This window comes from Amycolatopsis australiensis, assembly GCF_900119165.1.
Lineage (GTDB): Bacteria > Actinomycetota > Actinomycetes > Mycobacteriales > Pseudonocardiaceae > Amycolatopsis > Amycolatopsis australiensis.
This window is the reverse complement of the sequence record NZ_FPJG01000006.1, coordinates 2,758,145-2,776,573: the sequence shown is the minus strand read 5'-3', so window position 1 is coordinate 2,776,573 and position 18,429 is coordinate 2,758,145. Positions and strand designations below refer to the sequence as shown.

The 18,429-nt window shown below is 71.5% G+C and carries 19 protein-coding genes; 8 read left to right on the top strand and 11 right to left on the bottom strand.

Annotation, left to right across the window (positions count from 1 at the left end; genetic code table 11):
- Window positions 1–63 precede the first annotated feature (63 nt).
- Window positions 64–486: a hypothetical protein gene (locus tag BT341_RS14745; protein ID WP_072476849.1), complete on the top strand. Its 423-nt coding sequence runs from the start codon at window positions 64–66 to the stop codon at window positions 484–486.
- Here BT341_RS14745 and BT341_RS44265 read toward each other — a convergent pair.
- The 3 genes from BT341_RS44265 to BT341_RS45875 all read right to left on the bottom strand — a co-directional run bounded on the left by BT341_RS44265 (window position 464) and on the right by BT341_RS45875 (window position 3,724).
- Window positions 464–2,353: a serine/threonine-protein kinase gene (locus BT341_RS44265; RefSeq protein ID WP_072476848.1), complete on the bottom strand. Its 1,890-nt coding sequence runs from the start codon at window positions 2,351–2,353 to the stop codon at window positions 464–466. The two genes, BT341_RS14745 and BT341_RS44265, sit on opposite strands and share 23 nt — an antisense overlap.
- Window positions 2,350–3,129 carry a hypothetical protein gene (locus tag BT341_RS14735; RefSeq protein WP_143168551.1) on the bottom strand — a complete coding sequence of 260 codons (780 nt, stop codon included), beginning with the start codon at window positions 3,127–3,129 and terminating at the stop codon, window positions 2,350–2,352. Before BT341_RS14735 ends, BT341_RS44265 begins: the two co-directional genes overlap by 4 nt.
- 229 nt (window positions 3,130–3,358) lie before the next feature.
- Window positions 3,359–3,724, bottom strand: coding sequence for a hypothetical protein (locus tag BT341_RS45875; protein WP_245804978.1), 366 nt, complete (start codon window positions 3,722–3,724; stop codon window positions 3,359–3,361).
- Between the two features lie 34 nt (window positions 3,725–3,758).
- On the opposite strand from BT341_RS45875, the gene BT341_RS14725 reads away from it, so the two are divergent.
- From BT341_RS14725 to BT341_RS14705, 5 genes are all read left to right on the top strand, one after another.
- Window positions 3,759–4,079: a hypothetical protein gene (locus tag BT341_RS14725; protein ID WP_245804977.1), complete on the top strand. Its 321-nt coding sequence runs from the start codon at window positions 3,759–3,761 to the stop codon at window positions 4,077–4,079.
- A 77-nt stretch (window positions 4,080–4,156) separates the two neighbouring features.
- Window positions 4,157–4,939 carry an ArsR/SmtB family transcription factor gene (locus tag BT341_RS14720; RefSeq protein WP_072476845.1) on the top strand — a complete coding sequence of 261 codons (783 nt, stop codon included), beginning with the start codon at window positions 4,157–4,159 and terminating at the stop codon, window positions 4,937–4,939.
- Window positions 4,940–5,134: 195 nt separating this feature from the next.
- The gene (locus BT341_RS14715) at window positions 5,135–6,292 is read left to right on the top strand and encodes an imelysin family protein (protein WP_072476844.1); all 1,158 of its coding nucleotides are present in this window, start codon (window positions 5,135–5,137) and stop codon (window positions 6,290–6,292) included.
- Window positions 6,289–7,497, top strand: coding sequence for a Dyp-type peroxidase (locus BT341_RS14710; RefSeq protein ID WP_072476843.1), 1,209 nt, complete (start codon window positions 6,289–6,291; stop codon window positions 7,495–7,497). The genes BT341_RS14715 and BT341_RS14710 overlap by 4 nt, the downstream gene beginning before the upstream one ends.
- A gap of 31 nt (window positions 7,498–7,528) precedes the next feature.
- Window positions 7,529–9,151 (top strand): phospholipase C, encoded by a 1,623-nt coding sequence (locus BT341_RS14705; protein WP_072476842.1) that lies wholly within the window; start codon window positions 7,529–7,531, stop codon window positions 9,149–9,151.
- Window positions 9,152–9,196: 45 nt separating this feature from the next.
- Here the strand turns inward: BT341_RS14705 and BT341_RS14700 are convergent, their stop codons facing one another.
- The 7 genes from BT341_RS14700 to BT341_RS14670 form a co-directional block, all read right to left on the bottom strand.
- Complete coding sequence (locus BT341_RS14700; protein WP_072481948.1) at window positions 9,197–9,616, bottom strand: ATP-binding protein; 420 nt, start codon at window positions 9,614–9,616, stop codon at window positions 9,197–9,199.
- Between the two features lie 8 nt (window positions 9,617–9,624).
- Complete coding sequence (locus BT341_RS14695; protein WP_072476841.1) at window positions 9,625–9,984, bottom strand: STAS domain-containing protein; 360 nt, start codon at window positions 9,982–9,984, stop codon at window positions 9,625–9,627.
- A 34-nt stretch (window positions 9,985–10,018) separates the two neighbouring features.
- Window positions 10,019–10,459 carry a response regulator gene (locus BT341_RS14690; protein WP_072476840.1) on the bottom strand — a complete coding sequence of 147 codons (441 nt, stop codon included), beginning with the start codon at window positions 10,457–10,459 and terminating at the stop codon, window positions 10,019–10,021.
- Entirely contained in the window at window positions 10,456–11,976 is a 1,521-nt protein-coding gene (locus BT341_RS14685; protein WP_072476839.1) for a sensor histidine kinase, read from the bottom strand. The genes BT341_RS14690 and BT341_RS14685 overlap by 4 nt, the downstream gene beginning before the upstream one ends.
- Entirely contained in the window at window positions 11,966–13,168 is a 1,203-nt protein-coding gene (locus tag BT341_RS14680) for a PP2C family protein-serine/threonine phosphatase (protein ID WP_072476838.1), read from the bottom strand. Before BT341_RS14680 ends, BT341_RS14685 begins: the two co-directional genes overlap by 11 nt.
- Before the next feature lie 201 nt (window positions 13,169–13,369).
- On the bottom strand, window positions 13,370–14,431 hold the full coding sequence (locus BT341_RS14675) for a DUF6801 domain-containing protein (RefSeq protein WP_072476837.1): 1,062 nt from the start codon (window positions 14,429–14,431) through the stop codon (window positions 13,370–13,372).
- A 65-nt stretch (window positions 14,432–14,496) separates the two neighbouring features.
- A complete protein-coding gene (locus tag BT341_RS14670) occupies window positions 14,497–15,723 on the bottom strand; it encodes a DUF6801 domain-containing protein (RefSeq protein WP_072476836.1) in 1,227 nt (408 codons plus the stop codon).
- Between the two features lie 336 nt (window positions 15,724–16,059).
- Here BT341_RS14670 and BT341_RS14665 point away from each other — a divergent pair, with 336 nt between their 5' ends.
- Together BT341_RS14665 and BT341_RS14660 are read left to right on the top strand one after the other, a co-directional pair.
- Window positions 16,060–16,623, top strand: coding sequence for a hypothetical protein (locus tag BT341_RS14665; RefSeq protein WP_245804975.1), 564 nt, complete (start codon window positions 16,060–16,062; stop codon window positions 16,621–16,623).
- On the top strand, window positions 16,620–17,810 hold the full coding sequence (locus tag BT341_RS14660; RefSeq protein ID WP_072476834.1) for a lipase family protein: 1,191 nt from the start codon (window positions 16,620–16,622) through the stop codon (window positions 17,808–17,810). The genes BT341_RS14665 and BT341_RS14660 overlap by 4 nt, the downstream gene beginning before the upstream one ends.
- On the opposite strand, the gene BT341_RS45290 is transcribed toward BT341_RS14660, so the two are convergent.
- Window positions 17,811–18,407: a hypothetical protein gene (locus tag BT341_RS45290; RefSeq protein WP_072476833.1), complete on the bottom strand. Its 597-nt coding sequence runs from the start codon at window positions 18,405–18,407 to the stop codon at window positions 17,811–17,813. It abuts the gene before it with no gap.
- Window positions 18,408–18,429: the final 22 nt, after the last annotated feature.

Below are 18,429 nucleotides of genomic sequence, written 5' to 3'. Positions count from 1 at the left end.
CCGGCCGCCCGGAAAATCCCTATCTTCTGAAGGGGACGCACCGCTAGAACAGGGGAACTCGTCATGACCCAGTCGCTGGAACTCCCGGTCCAGGAATTCTGTCTCGATTGGACACTCACCGGCGACGAAGGCGGCCGGGTCGGAGTCGCCCTCTCCGGACAGGTTTCCCTGCTCGACAACAACCGGTTCTACAAGATCGACGGCGTCGTCTACGTCACGGAGGGTGACGCCGACATCCGCGCGGTCGGCAACCCGCGGATCTCCGTGCGCCGCAACGGGGTCGAGAAGACCGGGCGCCAGTGGGGCTGGGAAATGTGCTCGGCCCGCAAGAGCCTCCTCGCGCTGAACACGATGGAGGGCTACTTCGTCCGCACCGGTTACTGGGCGCCGGCCGACCGCGCGATCCAGCTGAGCCTCTGCGCCGAGCACGGGTGGAGCCGGCGCAAGAGCTACAGCCCGACCGTCACCGTCCGGATGGTCGACTGACCACAGTGGACGCCCGCCGCCGCGACGCCGCGACGACGAGCCCGGCCGCGACGGCGCCGGCCACAGCGCAGCCGGCTCCGAACCCCGGCGACGGTTCGTGCACGCGCAGAACCGACAAGCACAGCCAGACAGCGGCACCGAACAGCAGACCGAGCAGCGGCGCACCGGCCGACGCGCCCCGCCAGCGGTGGCCGTTGCGGATGGTCCGCAGCCCCGACTCGAGGTAGGCGAGCGCGAACAACGCGAGGATGAGACTGCCCGCGCCCATCGCGCTGGCGAGCGGGTTCTGGCTGGTCAGGAGCGTGAAGGTCTGCGTGACGGGCCCGGTCCGGACGGTCGCGGTGACAGCGCCACCCACGATCCACCGAGCGATGGCGGGCAGGGTGAGCTGCGCGGTGAAGCCGTTGCCGTCGGGTTTGGCGTCGGCCTCGGCGGAGCCGAGCGGAATCCCGGCAGCGGAGAGGGCCAGGGCAACCCGTCCGGGATTCCCGGCACCGGTGAAGGTGAGCGGCTTGCTGAGATCGACCTCGACAGGGGCGGACAAGGGAAGCCCACCGAGCCGCAGGGTCGGGGACGCCTCATGCGGCAGCCGCGCGGGGTTGAGCAGGGCGAGAACGACCAGCACGACGGCGGCCCCAGCGGCGGCGAGCCGCAGCCAGAGAACGGACGCGCTGGAACCACCCGCGGCTTTGCCCTGCCCGGATCCGGGCAGGGCTGGGTAAGGCGCAGGTCCGGCTGGATCGCCACCCGCTGCGGACCCGGCAAAGCCGCCGCCCGCAGCCGCCGGGCCACCTGGTCCAGCGGTGGCAGAGCCACCCATCCCGACGCCAGGCGGGCCACCCTCCGGGCCGAAACCGGCCGGGCCGCCACCTGCGGAGCCGTCCGGCCGGCCAGTCGTCGCAGCCAGGGTTGCGTTCGGGCCCGCCGCCCTCCCGCCCGGCCTGCTCCGGACATCCACCGGCGAAGCGTTCAACCCGGCAATCACCCGGGGCGTCAGATGCAACACCGGCACCCCGGCCCGCTCGAGCCACCCCGGCCCGTAAACCGCCGTCGCCGCCGTGGCCAGGTCCGCCGCGAACGACTCGGCCTCCCGGTACCGCGACTCCAGCTCCCGGGCCAAGCTGCGCATCACCACCGCCGCGATCGGCGGTGCCACCCCCGAAATCGGCTGCGGGTCGGTGAACATGTGCTGGCGCATCATGCTGATCGCGCCGCGGGTGTTGTCGAACGGCAGGCGGCCCGACAGCAGCTCGTACAGCACCGTTCCCGCCGCGTACACGTCCGCCGCCGGGCTCAGGGCGTTGCCCATCGCCTGTTCGGGCGCGATGTACGCCGGGGTGCCCAGGATTTCGCCACCGTGCGTGACCAGCGTGGCGCCCTCGCTGATCACCCGGGCGATCCCGAAGTCCGCCACCTTCACCACGCCCTGCGTGCTGAACAACAGATTCCGCGGCTTGACGTCGAGGTGCAGCACGCCCGCCCGGTGCGCCGCGTGCAAGCCGGCCAGCATCGCCAGGCCGATCGCGCACGCCTGCTCCCCGCTGACCCCGCCGCCGTGGAACCGGCTGTGCACGGTGCCGCCGTCCAGCCGCTCCATCACCAGCAGGTGCTCGCGGCCCGTCCGGACGTAGTCGTACACCGGCACGATGTGCGGGTGATCCAGGCTCGCCAGCACGCGCGCCTCGCGGTCGAACAGCTCGCTGCTCGCCGCGTGGTTCAGCACGTCCCAGGGCAGCTGCTTGATCGCGACGCTGCGCCCCAGCGTCCGGTGCACCCCCGCGAACACGACACCCATGCCGCCCTCGCCGATTTCGGCCCCGATCTCGTACTGCGGCAGGGCGGCGACGAGCTCCGCCGGTGCGCTCATCGGGTGAATTCCCGCGTCGGCGGGGCCGTCAGCCGGACCGTCTTGTCACTGTCGGTGATCACCGGGTTCGGGGTCAGGTAGCCGAGGAGGAACGCGATCGCCGCGGCCCCCAGCACCACCGGGATCTCGACCGCCGGCTCCGGCGGCACCAGCCGCAGCACCGACAGCGTGATCACCGCGACCAGGCCGGTGCCGAACCCGGCGGGCAGGAACCGCAGGCCACGGCGCCACCGGTTGCGCGCCAGCCGGTGGCGGGCCAGCGCCAGCAGCACACTCAGCCAGGCCAGGACCGTGAGCACGAGCATCGCCAGGCCGAAGACGCCGTAGACCGACCAGAAGGACCCGCGGACGTCGGCCACCGTCGCCGCCTCGCCGAGCGTCGCGCGCCGGGCGTCCAGCAGCTCGACCGACGACGGCAGCAGTCCCGTCGCCTGTCCGGCCAGATCGCCGAGGTCGAGCACGAACGTCCGGGTGATCGAGCCCTTGGCCGGCACTTCGAAGGGTGCCGTCGTGTCGTAGGCGAAGAACGTGAGGGCGAGCGCGACGCCGGAGAACCGCACGCTGCGGACCTTCACCGGCGCGGTGCCCGGGTTGGTCGCCACCACCCGCAGCTCGACCTGCCGGGCCGGATCGACCGGGACGGTGGCGTCCGCGACCGGCTGCCCGTCGATCGACGCCTGCACCCCGAGCGCGCCCGAATCGGCCCAAGCGGGCGGCGCAGCGAGCAACACGCCGCACAAACCCAACGCAACCCCCGCCGCGATGACACGTCCCATTGGGCATCCCCTACTTGCGTGATCCGACTGGTCCGGAATGCTACAGCGAGCACACACCGGGGAGGGACGTCCCAATGCGATTCGTGGTTCGGCTGTTTTTCGGCGCCGTGACCGGAACGGTACTGCTTCTCGCGTTCGCGGGTAACGCCAACGCACAATACACGTCTTCGGTTGGTTTGAAACCGTCGAGCGGACCGGCGGGCAGTTCCTTCACCATTTCCTGGAATTTCTACCCCTGCAAGGGCCCGGTCACCTTTTCCTGGAACGGCACGCCGATGTGGTCGGCCGACACCACGCTGCAGAACACCAGCGGCACGGTCGCGGCCACCGTGCCCGCCGGCGCCCAGCCCGGCACGTACCCGGTCACCGGCACGTGCACCAACGCCCGGACCGGCGAGCCGCTCACCGCGGGCAGCCGCTTCACGGTCACCGCGACACCCACCACCACCCCGCCCCCGCCGGCCACGACCACACCGCCGCCGGTGACCACCCGGCCGACCAAGCCCGCCACCACCACGACGACCCCGGGCACGACGACCACGGCGCCGCCGACTACGAGCGCGCCGCCGTCGTCCACCGCTCCGGCCACACCCACCGCCACCAGCACCGCGCCGAAGCCGGGTGAACTGGTGCTCGACCGGCCGAGCGTCAAACCCGGCGACGAGCTGTCGGCGTCCGGCAAGGGCTGCGAACCGGGCCGGATGGTGACGCTGACCGCCGACGGCGCCGAGGTCGGCTCCGCCTACACCGACCCTTCGGGCGCCTTCACCGCGCCGATCGAGTTCGCCCGGATCGAGGCCGGGCGGCACACGGTCGTCGCCGAGTGCGGCGTGCGGCTCACCGGCACGGTCGACCAGGTCGTCACGCGCTCTTCCGGCGGCCAGACCGGAACGCTGGTCGTCCTGGTGTTCTTCGTGCTCGCGGGCATCACCACGATCCGCTTCCGCTGAGTCCCGGTTGACATGCAGCCGTACGGCTGCCTATCGTGAAAAGGCAGCCAATCGGCTGCATGTAACGGGAAGGCGCGATGAACGAGGTGTTCAAGGCGCTGGCCGACCCCGGCCGGCGCCGCCTGCTGGACGAGCTGAACGAGCGCAACGGCCAGACCCTGCGCGAGCTGTGCGCGGGGATGGACATGGCGCGCCAGTCGGTGAGCAAGCACCTGGCCGTGCTCGAGGCGGCCGGCCTGGTCACGACGACCTGGCGCGGCCGGGAAAAGCTGCACTACCTCGACGCCGCGCCCATCAACGCGATCGCCGAGCGCTGGATGACCCGCTACGACCGCCGGCGGGCCGGCGCGCTGGCCGATCTGAAACGAGCACTGGAGTCCGCACCCATGCACGAATTCGCCTACACGACGTATATCAACACGACACCGGAAAAGCTCTGGCAAGCGCTTACCGACCCGGCTTTCACGCGCCAGTACTGGGGCGTCGCCTTCGAAACCGACTGGTCGAAGGGGTCGCCGATGACGTGGACGGAAAACGGCGCGACGACGAGCGACCCCGGACAGGTCGTCCTCGAATCGGACCCGTACCGCCGGCTCTCCTACACCTGGCACACGTTCACCGAGGAATGGGCGGACGGAAACGGAATCGACCGCCAAACGCTCGCGAAACTGCAACGGGAAAGCCGGTCGAAAGTCACGTTCACCCTCGAACCGCACGGCGAATCGGTGAAGCTGACGGTGCTGCACGCGGGGTTCGAGCCCGGCAGCACCGCGCGGGAGATGTGCAGCCAGGGCTGGCCCGCCCTGCTGTCCAGCCTGAAGACGCTCCTGGAAACCGGTTCCCCGCTGCCGCGAGCGTGACCAACCGGACCAAAGCGACAGATCTGGCACAGGCAAACGTCTGATTTCTCCCTCTTTCGTGTTCGTCCGGCTGAAGTCCCGGTGAATTCCCTCCTTCCGACGCCATCCGATGCGGTTTTCCGGGCGTTAGGCTCGCATAATCCGTGACCGGTGATGGTCCGATCGAGTGACGGGAGTGAGTGCGTGCCGGCGTCAGTGCGTACCCGCTGGATCGTGGCGGCCGTGGTCGCGGCCGCCGCGGCGGGAGCCGTCGTGGCGTTCTGGCCGGACAGCGCGTCGGCCGGCGACCCCGAGATCGCGGTGTCGCGCTCGGCGTGCGGCACCGGCTGGACGGACCCGAAGCCGGGGCCGCAGACGTTCCGGCTGCACAACACCGGTTCGGTGACCGCGGAGGTCGACCTGATCGACCCGGCGACCGGCGTGATCTACGGCGAGGTCGAGGGCCTCGGCGCGGCGACCACCCGGCCGCTGCAGGTCAACCTCGGCAACGGCAGCTACGCGTTCCGGTGCCTGCCCGAGGACGCCGGCGCGATCGTCGGACCGGCGGTGCGGATCACCGGCGGCGCCGAGCGGACGGGCCCGGGCGTCGCGCCGGTGACGCACAACGACCTGCTCGGGCCGCTCAAGGCGTACCAGCAGCACGTCACGACGGGGCTCGGCGAGCTGGTGACGGACACGGGCGCGCTGAAGAACGCGGTCCACGGCGGCGACCGCGCGGCAAGCGAGGCCGCTTGGCTGACGGCGCACCTGACGTACGAACGCCTCGGCGCGGCGTACAACGCGTTCGGCGACTCGGACGGCGCGCTCAACGGCACGGCCGACGGCCTCCCCGGCGGCCCGTCCGACCCGGGCTTCACCGGTTTCCACCGCCTGGAGCAGGGCCTTTGGCACGGCGAGGACCTGGGCGCACTGACCGCGACGGCCGACAAGCTGGACGCGGACGCCCGCGCGCTGCAGGCGTCGTTCGGCAACAGCCAGGTCGACGGCAACGACCTCGGCCTGCGCGCGCACGAGATCATGGAGAACACGCTGCAGTTCGAGCTGACCGGCCGCACGGACTACGGCAGCGGCACCAACCTGGCGACGGCCCGCGCCAACCTGGACGGCACCCGCGCGGTGCTCGACGTGCTGCGCCCGCTGCTGGCCCCGCGGTACCCGGACCTGTCCAAAGTGGATATCTGGCTGACCCGTACCCAGGCCACTTTGGACGCGGCGCACCGTCCGGACGGCAGCTGGACGCCGCTGGCGCAGCTGGCGGCGAAGGAGAGGGAGAAGCTGAACGCCGAGGTGAGCGAGCTGACGGAACTGCTGGCCCCGATCGCCGCGATCGCCGAGCCGAGGAGGGTCTCGTGAGCGAGCAGCCCGGCCTGCCGCGCCGTTCCTTCCTCCGCCGGGCCGCCGTGGGCGCCGGCCTCACCGTCGCCGCCGGGGCCGGGCTCGGGGCTTCCTCCGGCGTCGTCGACAGCACCTCGCCCGTTCCCTTCCACGGCCGGAACCAGGCCGCCGTCCTGCGGAAGCCGCCCACCCAGACCGTCGTCGCCTCGTTCGATGTCGTCGCCGAGTCCAAGGCCGAGCTCACCGACCTGTTCCGGGCCGTCACCGACCGGGCCCGGTTCCTCACCGGGGGCGGGGCGCCCGCCGCGCTCGGGATCAGTGCTCCGCCCGCCGACTCCGGGGTGCTCGGGCCCGTCGTTCCCGGTGGTGACCTCGGGGTGGTCCTCGGCGTCGGCGCGTCGCTGTTCGACGACCGCTTCGGCCTCGCGAAACTCAAGCCGGCCAAGCTGAAGCCGATGACCACCTTCCCCGACGACGCCCTCGATCCCGCGCAGTGCCACGGCGACCTCAGCCTGCTGCTGTCCGCCAACTCCACCGACACCGTGCTGCACGCCCTGCGCGACATCGCCCGCGCGACCCGCGGTGGCATGCAGCTGCGCTGGAAGCTCAACGGATTCAGCTCGCCGCCGCGTCCGGAGGGCACGCCGCGGAACCTGATGGGCTTCAAGGACGGCATCTCGAACCCCGCCGAGTCCGAACTGGACAGTCTCGTGTGGACGAACGGCGCCGGCGAGCCCGCGTGGACCGCCGGCGGCAGCTACCAGGTGATCCGGCTGATCCGGATGCTCGTCGAGTTCTGGGACCGCGTGTCGCTGGCCGAGCAGGAGAACATGTTCGGCCGCCGCCGCGACACCGGCGCGCCGCTCGACGGCACCGCGGAGACCGACGTGCCCCGGTACGCCGACGACCCGATCGGCACCGTGATTCCGCTGACCAGCCACATCCGCCGGGCCAACCCGCGCACGCCCGAGACCGGCGGCAGCCGGCTCCTGCGCCGCGCGGTCAACTACGACCGCGGCATCGACAGCAACGGCAACCTCGACATGGGCCTGATCTTCGTCTGCTACCAGCGGGACCTGGAACGCCAGTTCGAGGCGGTCCAGACGCGGCTGGCCGGCGAACCCCTGACCGACTACATCTCCCCGTTCGGCGGCGGCTACTTCTTCGCGCTGCCGGGCGTCACCGGGCCGGAGGACCACTTCGGCCGCACCTTGCTCGCCTGAGGCGCGATCCCACCACGAAAGGAAATCCACTGTGGACAAGAGAACCCGCCGGCGGCGGCGCGGCCTGCTCGGCGCCGGGGCCCTGGCCTCGGTGGCCACGCTGGCCGTCGTCACCGGCTCCGCGGCGACCACCGCGGACGCCCAGCCGCTGAACCTGTTCCCCGCCCACTGGCTGCCGACGGCCACGCCGATCAAGCACGTCGTGGTCATCTTCGGCGAGAACATCTCGTTCGACCACTACTTCGGCACCTACCCGGACGCGGCCAACACCGACGGCACGCCGTTCACCGCCGCGCACGGCACCCCGAAGGTCAACGGGCTCGACAAGAAGCTCCTGACCGACAACCCGAACGCCTACAACCCGAAGCGGCTGACCCACGAGCAGGCGATGACCTGCGACCAGAACCACAACTACGGTGCCGAGCAGGCCGCCTTCGACGGCGGCAAGATGGACAAGTTCGTCGAGAAGACCGAGACGGACAAGTGCACCGGCCAGCCGGTGCTGTTCGGCGAGCCCGGCCTGGTGATGGACTACTACGACGGCAACACCGTCACCGGCATGTGGAACTACGCGCAGCACTACGCGCTGAACGACAACTCGTTCAACACCGTCTTCGGCCCGTCCACGCCGGGTGCGCTGAACCTGATCTCGGGCCAGACGCACGGCGGCCAGGCGGTCGACCCGGTGACGCACAAGCCGGTCAGCGACGCGTACGTCGTGCAGTCGCCGGACGCGAACGGCGTCGGCACCGTCATCAACGACCCGGACCCGGCGTGGGACGACTGCTCGGACAAGAACCACACGAGCAAGGACAACCTGGCCACTATGCAGGGCCGCAACATCGGTGACCTGCTCAACCAGCGGCACGTCACCTGGGGCTGGTTCCAGGGCGGCTTCCGCCCGACCGGGGAAGCCAACGGCTACGCGGTCTGCGGCCAGAAGCACACGAACGTCGGCGGCAACGCGGTCGTCGACTACAGCCCGCACCACGAGCCGTTCCAGTACTACCCGTCGACGGCGAACCCGAAGCACCTGGCGCCGTCGTCGGTGCAGGCCATCGGCCAGACCGACCGGGCCAACCACCAGTACGACATCTCGGACTTCAACGACGCCCTGCAGGCCGGCTCGATGCCCGCGGTGAGCTTCCTGAAGGCCCCGGAGTACCAGGACGGCCACGCCGGCTACTCGGACCCGCTGGACGAGCAGCAGTTCGTGGTCGGCGAGATCAACAAGATCCAGCAGTCGCCGGAGTGGAAGTCGACGGCGATCGTCCTGGCCTACGACGACTCGGACGGCTGGTACGACCACCAGAAGTCGCCGATCGTCAACGGCTCCCACGACGCCGCGCAGGACCAGGCGGTGTGCACGGCCAAGCCGGCGACCGTGGGCTCGTACGCGGACCGCTGCGGCTACGGCCCACGGCTGCCGCTGCTGGTGGTTTCGCCGTTCAGCCGGGTGAACCACGTCGACCACACCCTGACCGACCAGACGTCGGTGCTGAAGTTCATCGAGGACAACTGGTTCACCGGCCGGATCGGCGACGCGTCGTTCGACACCCGGGCGGGGTCGCTGAACGGCATGTTCTCCTTCTGGTGGCCGGCGGCGAAGAAGGTCACGCTCGACCCGAAGACGGGGGCGGTGGTCAACGGCTAGGGACCGGTCGTGAGTGAGAAACAGGGTTCCGACCCTGTTTCTCACTCACGACGGGCCCACCGGCGCCAGGTCCCAGGCCAGCGTCACCACGGTGCCCGACTCGCCGGACGCGATGTCCGCCCGGTCGGCACTCGCGCGCAGCAGCAGCAAGCCCCGCCCCCGCAGCGTGACCGGGCGCGGGTCCACCACCGGCGGCCGCCACTGGCCGTGGTCGGTGATCACCACCTCCAGCCGGTCCGGGTGCACCGCCGCTTCGAGGTCCACCACGCCCGAGCCCGCGCCGTCGTAGGCGTGGTCGGCGACGTTCGCCAAGGCTTCGTAGCTCGCCAGCACGATGTCCTGGGCCCGGCCCTCCTCGACGCCCGCCGACCGGACCCACGCAGTCAGCTCGTGCCGCAGCCGCCGCAGGGCTTCCGGCACGGCCGGAACGCCGTGGCAGCGGAACGGGTCCGGGGGCTCGGGCATCGGCGGCGTCACCGGTTCAGCGCTTCGTCGACCGTCGCGTGGATGCCGATCCACGCGTCCAGCCCGGTGGTCCGCAGCGGTCCCGACGTCACCGGCGAGTCGCTCACCACCCGCAGGCCGCGCTCGGGCAGCCTGCGGTGCGCGGCCGCCAGCACCTGCAGGCCCGCCGAGCAGAAGAACGTCACCGCGCGCAGGTCGACCACCAGCGTCTCCGGCCCGCCGGCCAGCACGGCGTCGACGACTTCCCCGAACTCCGGCGCGCTTACCAGGTCGATCTCCCCCGCCACGCGCAGCACGGCGGCCGTGCCGCGCCGGTCGAGCGTGACCGCCAGCTCGACAGCGGGAAGATCCCGCGATGAAGAGGTCACGGCCCCTTATCGTGCCGCACTCCCCGGCAAAGGGCTACCGGGGCGGCAGCTTGACGACCGTGACCCAGAAGTCGTCGATCTTCCGGACCACCTCGACGAACTTCTCGAAGTCGACCGGCTTCGTGACGTAGGCGTTGGCGTGCAGCTGGTAGCTGCGCACGATGTCCTCTTCCGCTTCCGACGTCGTCAGCACGACCACGGGGATCGTGCGCAGCTGCGGGTCCCGCTTGATCTCGCCGAGCACCTCGCGGCCGTCCTTGCGGGGCAGGTTGAGGTCGAGCAGGATCAGCCCGGGCCGCGGCGCCGCCCGGAACCGCCCTTGCCGGGTGAGGAACTCCAGCGCCTCGACGCCGTCGCTCGCGACGTGCAGTGCGTTGCGGATCTTGTGGTGCTCGAAGGCTTCCCGGGTCATCAGCACATCGCCGGGGTCGTCCTCGACGAGCAGGATGTCGATCGGGGCGGGCGCCTGGGTCATTCGTTCCCCTGCTCTTCGGTGGCCGGCAGCGTGAAGCGGAACGTGGTGCCGTCGGACTCGGTGTCGAGCCAGATCCGGCCGCCGTGGTACTCGACGATCCGGCGGCACAGGGCCAGCCCGATGCCGGTGCCCGGGTAGGCGTTGCGGGTGTGCAGCCGCTGGAACAGCGCGAAGATGCGCTCGGCGTACTCCGGGTCGATGCCGATCCCGTTGTCCCGCACGGCGAACACCCAGTCGCCGCCGTCGCGCTCGGCGGTGATCCGCACCTGCGGCGGGGTCTCGCCCCGGAACTTCAGCGCGTTGCCGATCAGGTTCTGGAACACCGCGGTCAGCAGCGCCGGCTCGACGCGCACCGCGGGCAGCTCGCCGCGGTCGACCTTACCGCCGCTGAGCGAGAGCGCGACCTCCAGGTTCGCCAGCGCGTCGTCGACCAGCTTCCCCGCGTCGACGACGACGTGCTCGCCCGGCTTCCGGCCGACCCGCGAGAACGCCAGCAGGTCGTTGATCAGGACCTGCATCCGCTTGGCGCCGTCGACGGCGTACTCGATGTACTGCTCGCCGCGCTCGTCGAGCAGGCCCTGGTAGCGCCGCTGGAGCAGCTGGCAGAAGCTCGCCACCTTCCGCAGCGGCTCCTGCAGGTCGTGCGAAGCGACGTAGGCGAACTGCTCGAGGTCGGCGTTCGACCGCTCCAGCTCGCGGGTCCGGCGGTCCAGCAGCGCGTGCGCCCGCTCGAGCTCGGCCACCTCGGCGAGGATGCGCTGCCGCATGGCCTCGACGTCGGCGCCGAGCTGGGCGATCTCGCGCGGCCCGCTGCCGCGCACCGGCCGGTGGACGTCGGCGTCGGCGACCTGGCGGACCGCGCCGGCCAGCCGCAGGATCGGCCGCGTGATGACCTGCCGGAGGCCGAGGAACAGCACCACGAACAGCAGCACGACCAGCACGGCGACGGCCACGAGCATCGCGGTGAGGAAGCTCGCCGCGGAGTCGAGGTCGGCGCGGCCGGCGTCCCGGACCGCGTCCAGGTGGCCGGACTGGGTGGCCAGTGCCCGGCGCACCGCCTCGAACAGGGTCTGGCCGCGCTCGATGTCCGCCGCGGTGACCGGTCCCGCGCCGGGTTCGACACTGGGCGCGGCCACGGCCTGCCAGGCGGTGGCCGCGTGCAGGACGGCCTCCAGGTCGTCGCCGGCCTGGGTGCCCGGCACGGCGCCGAGCTGCCGCAGCTGCGTGACCGCGTCACCCTGGGCCCGGCGGCCGTCGGTGTAGGGCGCGAGGAACGCCGGCTGGCGGCCGAGCTGGTAGCCGCGGACGCCGGTCTCCTGGTTCAGCAGGGCGGTGGACAGCTGGGCGGCGGCCGTCCGCTCCGGCCCGATGACGTCGAGCAGCCGGTTGCGGGCATCGGTGAGGTTGGTCAGCGCGATCGCGCCGCCGGCGAGCGCGGCGAGCAGCAGCACGGCTTCGGCGACGGCGAACAGGGTGAGCCAGCGGCGGATCGGCCAGCCGCGTGCTTCAGCGCTCATCGAGGGCGCTCCCGGGGTCGTGGCTGAGCAGGGCGAGGGCGACGTCGTCGTCGAGCGGGCCGGAGTTGAGCCGTTCGGCGCGGGCGATCAGCTCGTCGAGCAGGTCCGTGCCGCCGAGGCCGGTGCGGTGCCGGACGTCGAGGACCAGCTCGGCCATCCGCTCGTGGCCGAGCCGCTCGGCGCCGGCGCCGACCCGGCCCTCGAACACGCCGTCGGTGTACAGCAGCAGCGACCAGCCCGGGTCCAGCGGTACTTCGAGGGACTCCCACTTCGCGCCGTCGACGATGCCGAGCGGGACACCGAGGCGTTCGCCGGACAGCAGGTGCCCGTCGCCGGGGGTGAGCAGCAGCGGCGGCAGGTGCCCGGCCAGCGACAGCCGCAGGGACCGGCGGTCCGGCGCGACGACCACCATGCAGACGGTGGCGAACAGCGGCTCGATCCGCTCGTGCACCAGCACCCGCTCGACCATGCTCAGCACGTCGGGCATCGGCAGGCCGGCCATCACGAGCGAGCGCCACGCGATCCGCAGCGCGACGCCGAGCGCGGCCTCGTCCGGGCCGTGGCCGCAGACGTCGCCGATCATCATCTGCACGGTGCCGTCGCCGAGCTCGATCGCGTCGTAGAAGTCGCCGCCGAGCAGGGAACCGTTGCGGCCGGGGCGGTAGCGCGAGGCCAGCCGCAGGTGCGGGTCGCGCAGCAGCGGCACGGGCAGCAGGCCGCGTTCGAGCCGCGCGTTCTCCCGCGCGAGCAGCTGCTGCTGCAGGAACTGCTGCTCGACCTGCTCGGCGCGCTTGCGCTCACGGGCGAAGCGCAGCGCCTTGACCAGCAGCGGCCCGTCGACCTGGTCCTTGACGAGGTAGTCCTGCGCGCCGGCGGCGACCGCGGCGACCCCGGTGGCTTGGTCGTGCTGCCCGGTCAGCACGACCACCGCGACGCCGGGCGCGTGCTGGGCGAGCTTCGTCAGGCCGCTCAGCCCCATGGCGTCGGGCAGCTGCAGGTCGAGCACGACGCAGTCGGCGGTGAGCGGCCCGGCCAGCGCCTGGGCGAGCGTTTCGACCCGTTCGAGCGTGAACGGCACGGACGTGTCGGCCAGCATCTCCTCGACCAGCAACGCGTCGCCGTCGTCGTCCTCCACCAGCAGCACGCGCAGGCGGGTGCCGGGATCCCACGAAGAGTCGTGCGCGGCGGTCACCGGCGTCTCCCGTTCGGCTGCCCTCGAGCCAGCACATCCAGACGATCACCCTAGCGGCACCGGCCGCGGCCGCCTACGGCCGCGAAACCGGTCCCACGAGGGGTAGCGCTTTATAGCACTCCGGTGTGACACGGCGGCGGTAACGGTTCGGGTCGTGATCGGGCCGGAATCCGGGACGTGCCGGATCGGGACGAACTCGGGTCAGCGCGCGGTGAGCGTCAACGCGAACGTGTTGCCTCCTCCCTGGACCAGTGAGCTCAAGGACGCGGTGAACGCGCCGCACCCGGTCAGCGGCGGGATCGTGTACTCCCCGGCGACCGGGCCGCCCGCGGCGAGCCGGAAGCCGCTGCCGGTGCGCAGGTCCACCGGGATCGGGGCGCTCGCCCGGCAGCCCGCGTCCGCGACCGGCAGCCCGAAGAGCGTCACCTGGGGCAGGGCCAGCGCGAGGTTCGCGTGCGCGACGAAACCGTCGCCGTCCGCTTCGCCGGTCTGCGGGCCGTCCGGGGTGAACTGCAGGTCCGCCGTGCCGGGCACGAACCCCAGCACCTTGAACTCCGCGCGCGTCCGGTCGAGCGCCAGGCCGAATTCCTGGCCGGCCGTGAACGACCCCGTCAGCGGCGCCGAAGCCCCGAGCGCCTTGAGCGCCGTCGATCCCGTGACGCCGTAGGTGTGCGTGCCCCCGAGGTCGAAGGACAGCAGAACCGGGTCCTGGCCCGGGTCGAGCGTGCAGTCCGAGGTGAACGAGCCGAGCCCGGTGAACGAGCCGTCGGCCTTCTTCGGCGTGAGCCGGGTGCTGAAGCCGCCGATCGTGAGGGTCGTGACGCCCGCGTTCGGCAGCCGGACCGGCGGGACCGAGCCGGACGCCCGCGTGGTGAACGGTCCCGACGGCGGCAACGCCGTCTTGGCGACGGTCATGGGCAGGCTCAGCGGCAGCGTCAGCGGCCCGTTGGCCAGCGTCACCCCTGCGGACGCCGTCCCTTCGAGGCTCGCCGCGCCGACGAGGGCGAGACCGCGCGCCGCCTTGTCCGGCACGGTCACCGAAACCGCCAGGTCCGCCGTCGTGAACGTGCCGCCGGGCGCGGACGGCACGTCGAACGACGCCTTGACCTCGACGTCCAGCCGCTGCAGGCCGATCAGCGGGAACGGGCAGGTGAAGCTCAGCCGCTTGTCGACCGGCGTCGGCGCCGCCGAAGCGGGCGGGGCGGCGGCGAACGCGAGGAGGCAGGCGAGGCCCGCCGCGAGCGACGACCGGTGTTTCCGCACGGGCACTCCTTTCCGGGGCATGGCACCGGCCCCCGCCGCGACGCGACGGGGGCCGGCAGATCGGGTCACTTCTTGGTGAGCACGAGGTTCAGCGAGTTGCCGTCACTCTTGGCGAACGCGCTGATGATGTCGTTGAACGAGCCGCAGTTCTGCAGCGCCGACAGCGAGTAGGTGCCCGACAGCTTGCCGCCCTTGAGCAGGTCGAAGTCGGGGCCGGTGGTCATCTCGCTGGTCGACGGGCTGACCGTGCCGCACTTCGGGTCGGTGCTGATCGGGATGCCGAACAGGTTGACCGTGGTGAGGAACGTGTCGAACTTGATGTGCGCCTTGAACCCGGTGCCCACCAGCTCGCCGGTCTGCGGGCCGTGCTGCACGACCTTGACGTCCGAGCTGCCCTGCAGGAAACCGAACAGCTTGAAGTCGGTGTGCGTCGGGTTCAGCTGCAGGTTCCCGGTGAACGTCTTGGCCGACAGGTCGACGTCGGCGTCGAACGAGCCGGTGATCGGCGCGGTGCTGCCGAGCGACTTCAGCGCGGTCTGGCCGCTGATGCCGAACGAGTACTTCAGGCCGCCGCCGGGCGGGGTCGTCGTGGGCGGCGTGGTCACCGGCGGGGTGGTCACCGGTGGCGTGGTGACCGGCGGGGTCGTGCTGGTGGGCGGGGGCGTCGTGCCGCCGTTGATGGTGATCGTGGCGAGCGTGTTGTTCTGCCCGCTGTCCTGCGTGCACGGCGCGTCGATCGTGCCGTCCGGGGTGATGCCGGTGACCGAGCCGTCGGCCTTGCGCGGGGTGACCTTGAGGTTCAGGTCGCCGACGGTGATCTTCGCCTGCCCGGGCTGGGTGAACGTCAGCGACGGCGTCTTGCCCGACGCGTTGATGTTCATCTCGCCCGAGGCCGGGATGTTCGTCTTGTCCAGCGTGATCGGCACGCTGACCGGCAGGTTGAGGCTCGGCGCGGCGACCGTCGCGCTCGCCGTGGCGGAGCCTTCGAGCGTCGTGGCACCGATCAGGCTCAGGCCGCTGACGGTGTCGGCGTTGATCGTGGACACGGCCTTGATGTCGAACGCGCCGGTCGGCTGACCGGTGTTCACGGTCGTGGGCAGGTCGGTGTTGATCACCACCTTCAGCGACTGCGAACCCACCAGCGGGAACGTGCAGTGGTAGTTCAGGGTCAGCGAAATCGGGTCGGCGGCGCTGGTCTGCGCACCGACGAGCAGTGCGGTGGCGGCGAGCCCCGCCGCGCCCGCGGCCGCGGCGGCCGCGACCGTCTTCTTCTTGCCTCTTGGGTGACTCACGATGGTCCTTCCGTTGTATCAACAGTGATACGGAAACGGCGGCAGGCTTCCAGGGAACACACCGGCCGGAAATCGCTACCGATCGGTAAGCTAACGAGCGCCGATGGCGCCGATCAAGAGCTTTCGGTAAAAAGGCCACACGGGCACCGCAAATTGTCACACCAGCACGTCACCCGGCTTGAGTTCCTAGCAGGCGAGGGAAGGTTTCCGCAGCGCAACGGCGTGACCGAACCGCTGACGCACATCACAAGTTCCGGTTCGGAAATGTTGACGCGGGTGCCAACCGGCCATTCTCCGCTTGCCGGTCCGCGGCGGCGCTGCGTAGCCTCAAAACCCATGAAAAGAATGCACAGCGCGGTGCTCGTGATGTCGGCGGCCGCGGTTCTGTCGTGCGCCGCCTGCGCTTCGGACGCCCCGGCCGACCCGGGCAGGCACGCCGACCCCGCGGCGCTGGCCTGGGCCGACAAGGTGTGCACGGGAGTCGCGGCGGGCTCGGCGAAGCTGTCCCAGCCGCCTGCCGTCGACAACGCCGATCCCGTGAAGACCCGCGACGCGATGGTCGACTTCCTCGGCCGCCTCGGCGCGGCCCTCGACGACATGGCGGGCGGCATCCGCACCGCCGGCGTCCCGCCCGTCCCGGATGGACAGTCCGCTGTGGACAAAGCCACCGGGAACCTCGCCGAGACCAGGACGAAGCTCACCGAGACCAAGACGAAGATGGAGCAGGCGAAGGTGACCGACCAGGGCAGCCTGCGCCAGGTCATCGCCGCGGCCGACGCGACCATGGGCCAGCTCGCCGACCCGGAGGGCCCGATCAAGGACCTCAAGGCGAACCCCGAGCTGAACCTGGCCTTCAGCGAGTCCGCGACCTGCAAGCGCGTCTACGGGACGGGCTCGTGACGGCCCGCCGCCTGCTCGCCGCGCTGCTGGCCCTGCTCGTCGCCGTGCCGTTCGCGCCGGCGGCGGCCGCGGCACCCGGCGGCGGGACCGGCCCCTTCGACGACTCCTTCTACACGCCGCCGTCACCGCTGCCGGCGGGCAAGCCGGGCGACGTGATCCGCTGGCGGACGTCGAACGCCGGCCCGCGCAAGGCGTCCGTCGACGCGTGGCAGGTGATGTACCTGTCCACGAACGCGCTCGGGCAGCCCGACGCCGTCACCGGCACCGTGCTGGTGCCGAAGAACGCCGGCCGCGCGACGGCGCCGATCGTCGCGTTCGCCCCCGGCACGCACGGACCGGCGTTCGGCTGCACGCCGTCGAAGATGATCGACATCGGCGCGTTCTACGAGCAACCGGGTCTCGACGACCTGCTCGACGCGGGCTATGCCGTCGCGGTGCCGGACTACGAGGGCTACCAGAGCACGCCGAAGACGACGTACGTCGTGGGCCGGTCCGAAGGGCCGGCGGTGATCGACGCGGTCCGCGCGGCCCAGCGGCTCACCGCGGCCGGCCTGTCGGCGACGTCGAAGGTCGTCTTCCGCGGCTACTCCCAGGGCGGCGGCGCCGCGGCGTGGGCGGGCGAGCTGCAGCCGTCGTACGCGCCGGAGCTGAACCTCGTCGGGATCGCGGCCGGCGGCGTGCCCGCCGACCTGGTCCAGGTGACCTTGCAGCTGGACGGCAAGTTCGGGTTCGGCGTGTTCGCCTACGCGCTCATCGGCCTCGACCAGGCGTATCCCGAGCTGCAGCTCGACTCGTTCCTCAGCGACAACGGCCGCGCGAAGCTGGCCGAGATGAAGCAGAGCGCGTGCACCTTCGAGCTGCTCACGACGTACGCGAACCAGAAGATCTCGGACTACACGACGAGTCCCGGCTACATCAAGCCCGCGTGGGTGGCGCGGCTGACCGAGAACAAGCTCGGCGGCAGCCCGCCGAAGGTGCCGGTGTTCCTCTACCACGCGACCGGTGACCAGCTGGTGCAGTTCGCGCAGGCCGACGCCCTGCACAAGGCGTACTGCTCGGCGGGCGTGGCCGAGACGTGGAAGACCTACGACACCGACCACATCACGCTGGTCTACACCGGCAACGCCGACGTCCTGGCGTTCGTCAAGGACCGGATCGCCGGGAAGCCGGCGACGGCGAGCTGCTGATCAGCGGTTCGGCCGGTGGGGGTGCTGCTGCTGCCACGAGCTGATCACCGAGCTGACGTACTGCTGCCACTCGTCTTCGGCGGGTGGCGCGGAGGTCGCGGGGCGCGCGGGCTTGCGTCCGGCGGCGGCGGGCGGCGCGCTGGTGGTGCGGACCGGGGAGTCGTGCACCTCGGCGGTCATCGGCGGCGGCGCGGCCGACGCGCTCATCGTCTCGACCGCGTCGCCGGAGGTCGTCGGCGCGGCCGGGGCGGTCGCGCCGGGTGGCGGGACGGCCGTCCCGCCGACCCGGTCCGGCTGCAGGAGGACGACCGCGGCCAGCCCGATCGCGACGGCGGCCCCCGCGGCCAGGACGTACGGCTTCGTGCGGCGGGACCCGGCGGGCGGTGCTTCCCGGGGGCGGTCGTCCCCGGGGTCGGGGGCGGCCAGCTCGGCGTCGAGGATGGCGAGGGGGTCGGGGTCGGGGTCGGGCTCGGGGTCGGGCTCGGGCTCCCGCAGCTTCGCGTCCAGCTCGCCGCGGATCATCAGCGGCTTGGTCTGCGACAGGTTCAGCAGTTCGGCGACCGAGGGGAGCTCACCGTCCCCGCCCGTGCGTGCCATCGAAAGACCTCCATCCTGCCGT

Coding starts and splice junctions, on each gene's coding strand:
- BT341_RS14745 (WP_072476849.1), top strand. CDS start 64: ATGACCCAGTCGCTGGAACTCCCGGTCCAGGAATTCTGTCTCGATTGG.
- BT341_RS44265 (WP_072476848.1), bottom strand. CDS start 2,353: ATGAGCGCACCGGCGGAGCTCGTCGCCGCCCTGCCGCAGTACGAGATC.
- BT341_RS14735 (WP_143168551.1), bottom strand. CDS start 3,129: ATGGGACGTGTCATCGCGGCGGGGGTTGCGTTGGGTTTGTGCGGCGTG.
- BT341_RS14720 (WP_072476845.1), top strand. CDS start 4,157: ATGAACGAGGTGTTCAAGGCGCTGGCCGACCCCGGCCGGCGCCGCCTG.
- BT341_RS14700 (WP_072481948.1), bottom strand. CDS start 9,616: ATGCCCGAGCCCCCGGACCCGTTCCGCTGCCACGGCGTTCCGGCCGTG.
- BT341_RS14690 (WP_072476840.1), bottom strand. CDS start 10,459: ATGACCCAGGCGCCCGCCCCGATCGACATCCTGCTCGTCGAGGACGAC.
- BT341_RS14685 (WP_072476839.1), bottom strand. CDS start 11,976: ATGAGCGCTGAAGCACGCGGCTGGCCGATCCGCCGCTGGCTCACCCTG.
- BT341_RS14665 (WP_245804975.1), top strand. CDS start 16,060: ATGAAAAGAATGCACAGCGCGGTGCTCGTGATGTCGGCGGCCGCGGTT.
- BT341_RS45290 (WP_072476833.1), bottom strand. CDS start 18,407: ATGGCACGCACGGGCGGGGACGGTGAGCTCCCCTCGGTCGCCGAACTG.